Origin of the sequence: Streptomyces phyllanthi, from assembly GCF_009377205.1 — a bacterium.
GTDB lineage: Bacteria > Actinomycetota > Actinomycetes > Streptomycetales > Streptomycetaceae > Streptomyces > Streptomyces phyllanthi.
Genome location: NZ_VJZE01000596.1, coordinates 1 through 4,681 on the forward strand (window position 1 = coordinate 1; position 4,681 = coordinate 4,681).

The 4,681-nt window shown below is 68.1% G+C and carries 6 protein-coding genes; 3 read left to right on the forward strand and 3 right to left on the reverse strand.

Annotation, left to right across the window (positions count from 1 at the left end; all coding sequences use genetic code 11):
* From FNH04_RS41650 to FNH04_RS41660, 3 genes are all read right to left on the reverse strand, one after another.
* A partial coding sequence (locus FNH04_RS41650) for a hypothetical protein (RefSeq protein ID WP_152791440.1) occupies nt 1-1,164 on the reverse strand: 1,164 nt, incomplete at its 3' end.
* A complete protein-coding gene (locus FNH04_RS41655) occupies nt 1,154-2,014 on the reverse strand; it encodes a hypothetical protein (RefSeq protein ID WP_152791441.1) in 861 nt (286 codons plus the stop codon). The genes FNH04_RS41650 and FNH04_RS41655, both read right to left, overlap by 11 nt.
* A gap of 290 nt (nt 2,015-2,304) precedes the next feature.
* A complete protein-coding gene (locus FNH04_RS41660; protein WP_134033026.1) occupies nt 2,305-2,613 on the reverse strand; it encodes a hypothetical protein in 309 nt (102 codons plus the stop codon).
* Between the two features lie 571 nt (nt 2,614-3,184).
* Here FNH04_RS41660 and FNH04_RS41665 point away from each other — a divergent pair.
* The 3 genes from FNH04_RS41665 to FNH04_RS41675 form a co-directional block, all read left to right on the forward strand.
* Nucleotides 3,185-3,604: a VOC family protein gene (locus FNH04_RS41665; RefSeq protein ID WP_152791442.1), complete on the forward strand. Its 420-nt coding sequence runs from the start codon at nt 3,185-3,187 to the stop codon at nt 3,602-3,604.
* 73 nt (nt 3,605-3,677) lie between these two features.
* Entirely contained in the window at nt 3,678-4,064 is a 387-nt protein-coding gene (locus tag FNH04_RS41670) for an ArsR/SmtB family transcription factor (RefSeq protein WP_152791443.1), read from the forward strand.
* Between the two features lie 9 nt (nt 4,065-4,073).
* The coding region (locus FNH04_RS41675) for an SRPBCC family protein (protein ID WP_152791444.1) at nt 4,074-4,681 on the forward strand (608 nt) is incomplete at its 3' end.

Consider the following 4,681-nt stretch of genomic DNA (forward strand, 5'->3'; position numbering starts at 1 on the left):
GTTGGAGGGGCGGGGGCCGGACGACTGGCTGCCGCCGCCGTTGTTGTCCGCCCGGGTGCTGTGGGTCTTGATGCCCTGGGCGACGAGGGTGGCGGGGGAGCTGATGACGGCCGCGGCCTTGTTCTCGGCGCCTCGCATGAGGCGGTTGTTGCGGGAGTTGGCGATCTCGTCGCCGAAGCCCGGGACGAAGCGGTAGATCATCGCGGAGGCGAAGATGGCCAGCAGGATGATGGCCAGGCCGGAGACCACGGCGGAGAAGGCGTCGGGGCCTTCCTCGCCGGAGAGCGCGCCGGCGAGTCCGAGGACGATGACGATGACGGGTTTCACGAGGATGACGGCGATCATGATGCCCGCCCAGCGGCGGACGTGGCCCCAGAGGTTCTTGTCGACGAGTCCGGCATAGACGACGGTGCCGAGGAGGGCGCCGACGTAGAGGAGGGCGGCGCGGATGACGAGCTCCAGCCACAGGACGCCGGCCGCGAGGATCGAGACCAGGGACACGACGATGAGCATGATGGGGCCGCCGCCGATGTCCTCGCCCTTGCTCAGGGCGCCGGAGAAGTTGCCGAAGAAGGCGTCGGTCTGGTTGCCGGTGGCTTTGGCCAGGACTTCGGTGACGCCGTCGGTGGCCGATACGACGGTGTAGAGGATCAGGGGGGTGAAGGCCGAGGCGAGGACCGTGAGCCAGAGGAAGCCGATGGCCTCGGAGAGGGCGGTGGTGAGGGGGACGCCTCGTACGGCTCGCTTGGCGACGGCGAGCAGCCAGAGGAGGAGGGTGAGGATGGTGGAGGCGGCGAAGACGACGGCGTACTGCTGGAGGAACGTCTGGTTCGTGAAGTCGACGTTCGCGGTTTCCTTGACGGCTTCGGAGAGTTTGTCGATGGTCCAGGAGGCGGCGTCGGCGCAGCCTTTGGCTAGGGAGGAGAGGGGGTCGAGGGTGCTGGTGGGGTCAAGGGTCGTGCCGGAGCGGCCGCTTTCCCCCTGCCCGTCCTCGCAGTACTTCCTGGCCTCGCCCGCGATGAGGTCGCAGGCGTTGTCCGAGGGGGACGGCGTCGGTGTGGGTGTGGGTGCCGCGTAGGCCTGGGAGGCCATCAGGACGGCCGTGGTCTGTACGGCCGCTACGACTCCGGCGAGTTTGAGCGCACGGTTCGGGCTACCGGGCATACGTGAACCCTCCGTACTCTTCGACGGCCTTGCTGATCTCGTCGGACGTCGCGGCCTTGTCGTCACCGGGAACGGGGGCGGGGCCGTCAGTCTGGGTGTCCTTGACGATCTTCCAGTCGCCATTGGACCACTGCAGGTCGAAGGTCCAGGTCTTCCAGGAGGAGGTGACGGGGTCTGTTGAGTTCTGGCCGGACATGCCGATGAGGCCCATGTACCAGACCGCGACCTTGGCTGTGCTGCCGCCGTAGTCCTGGACCTTCGTGCCCACCGGGATCACGCGCGACACGAACGTGCTGCCTTCGGGTGGGTTGCCGTCGGCGTCGAGGCCCATTCGACTGAGGAAGCCCTCCGAGTACGCCTCGTCCAGCGGAGCCTCGAGCTTGTCGGCGGCTGCGGAGGTGTAGACGGTGTCCACGATGGTGTGGCGGCTGTCCTTCTTGAACATGCCGGTTGAGCCCAGCACCACCGCGTAGTTCGCCGCCGCCGACTCGACTCCCTGCTCGCTGTGTGCGAATCCTGAAGGGATTCCCGCCGTCTTCGCTCTCACCGGACGCTCCCCGGAGGGGGCCGTCGCTGAGGTTTCCGTGTTGTCGTTGCCGGAGGCCGCGTCGTCGGTGGAGTCGCCGTCTCCGCGGTTGGCGAAGGCGATGGCGGCGATGAGCAGGACCACCACGCCCACCACGGTGACGAGGCTGCGTGAGGACGACTGGCGGCCGCGGCGGGCGCCCCCGTACACGCCGCCGCCCTGTTCGGGCAGTCTGGTGCGGGTCTGACCCGTGCCGCCGTACGTTCCGTGGTCGTCGGCCCGTGAGCCGGTGTCGCCGTACCCCTGATCGTCGCCGAGACTCATGCCGCGTACGCCCCCTCGACCTCGTACGGAAGGACCGCGCACGGAGAGACGGTGGGTGTGGGCACCGTCTCGTACCGCAACGCATAGCAGTACGACGGTAGCCGTGCTGGTTCCCGCGCGGGCGCGGTGTGAAGACTCGACATCAGGGACATCAGGGGAACGCAACCTCAGCCGGTGGGCACGACGGACGGGTGGGGGTAGTGGGGCACCGGGCGGGCCCGGCCGGGACTGACGGTTTGCTCGAGCTGACGGTTTGCTGGAACTGACGGGCTGCCACGCGTTCGGCGCGCCTACACGGCCATGCCGTACACGATGGTGAAGAGCGTGCCCAGTGAACCGATGATGAAGACACCGGTGAGGCCCGCGATGATGAGGCCCTTGCCTTGTTCGGCGCTGAAGGTGTCGCGGAGGGCCGTCGCGCCGATGCGCTGCTTGGCGGCGCCCCAGATCGCGATGCCGAGGCAGAGGAGGATGGCGATGGCCATGACGACCTCGATCATCACGCGCGCCTCGTTGCCCAGGCTGCCGAAGGGGCCCCAGTCAGGGGCGATTCCGCCGATGATGGTGGTGATATCGCCCTTTTCGGCTGCAACGAACATGTAAGTCACCGCCCCTAGTGGGTAGTTCTGCACCCTCTGACACGGGTGCGCAGAGGTCGGGCCCATTGTCGCCGACAATTCCGCTGTCGTATGTCGACTTGGCGTCATTGGTTGGCGGTTTTCGTACGGATCCCTTGCCGCCGGCCCGCGTGAGCCCCTGGCGGGGGGTGCGGGACGGTGTGGTGAAGGGTCGTAACGTCACTCTGTGTATCACGACAGGTTACGCCGGGCAATGAGGTCGAACCGGAACCTGCGGTCTGGTTCCGTCGTTAACCACCCTTCGTGCCACGCTACCGGGTGGCTGGTGTGCCCGGAGCGTGCGAAAGGCCTGGTCCGTCCCCGCTTCTGACGGGGTGTCGCACCGAGAGCCTTCCGGATTCGAGTGTGCCGGACGGGGGCGCGAGGCGCGCGTTTGGGGTGGTGTGAACCCGGATGGGTGTGCGTTGGCGCCGGTCGGTCGCGGCGTGAACCGGTTGGGCTTTGGCCAGAACTGACAGGGGATCGCGATCGCAATGTTGGTACAAATGATCGACTTGTGGGGCCAGGGGTTCAGGGGCAGGGAGGGGTGCGTATGCAGTTCGGTTTGATGGGGATGGCGTTGGCGGCGGAGAGCCCGGGTGCGAGTGCGGCGTGGTTCGTCGAGCACTTCGGGTTCAAGATCGGTGTCGACATCGGCTGGTACGTGAACACGCAGCACGCGGAGCACCCGAACGTGAGCCTGGACTTCGTCCGGCGGGATCACGAGTCGTGGCCGCGGGCGGTCCGGGGCAAGTCGGTGGCCGGCACCTTGGTGGCGTTCCTGGTCGCCGATGTGGATGCCGAGTTCGAGCGGCTGAGTGCGGCCGGTCTCGAGGTGGTCCTGCCGCCGGTGACCGAGCCGTGGGGGCAGCGCCGGTTCCAGGTCGCCGGGCCGGACGGGGTGTTCGTGGAGGTGCTGCAGGCGGTGGCGCCGGATCCGCAGTGGCTCGCCGACAACGGTCTGGGCGGGTAAGGCGGGGTCGGCGGTACTCCGGTGGCTTGTGTAAGCTTGCGCTTATATAAGCGTGTGGTGATATGGTGGCGCCATGCACGCGTTCGATGTGCTCGGGGACCCCGTTCGGCGGCGGATTCTGGAGTTGCTGGCCGATGGGGAGAGGACCTCGGGGGCCCTCTCGGAGGTCATCAGGGCGGAGTTCGGGATATCGCAGCCCGGTGTCTCGCAGCATCTGAAGGTGTTGCGGGAGAACGGCTTCGCGACGGTGCGTCCGGAGGGGGCCCGGCGGCTGTATGCCGTGAACTCGGAGTCGTTGCGTGACATAGATGTCTGGCTCGACCGTTTCCGCCGGCTCTGGGCCCCGCGTCTGGACGCCCTGGCCACGGAGCTGGCGCGGGGGAGGCGTAAGCGGCGGTTGCGTGACGCCGCCGCTCACGAATCCGGCACCGAGACCACCGAGACCACCGAGAGCACCTGAGAGGGCCTCATGATCGACGTGACCCATCAGATCAATGCCGTACGGCGCCGGGTCGGCTCCCGTGTCTTCAAGGCGGGCGAGGCGCGTGTGGTGACCGTGAGTCAGACGTACGACTCGACCGCCGAGGACGTGTGGGACGCCTGCACCAACCCCGAGCGCATCCCCCGCTGGTTCCTGCCCGTCTCCGGAGAGCTGCGCCTCGGTGGGCGTTACCAGCTGGAGGGCAACGCGGGCGGCACGATCGAGCGCTGTGATCCGCCGGAGAGCTTCGCCGCGACCTGGGAGTACGGCGGTGACGTCAGCTGGATCGAGCTGCGGGTGATCCCGGAGGGGGAGGGCCGGGCCCGCTTCGAGCTCGACCACATCGCCCACGTCGACGACGAGCGCTGGGGCGAGTTCGGGCCCGGAGCGGTGGGTGTCGGCTGGGACATGGGGCTCGTCGGCCTCACCCTCCATCTTGAGACCGGCGCGTCCGTGGATCCGCAGAAGGCCATGGCCTGGTTCGGCTCCGAGGAGGGCCGCCGGTTCGTGACGCGGAGCAGCGAGGCGTGGTACGAGGCGAGCGTGGCGGCCGGGGAGGATGCCAGGGCCGCGCGGGCGGCGGCGGATCGTACGAC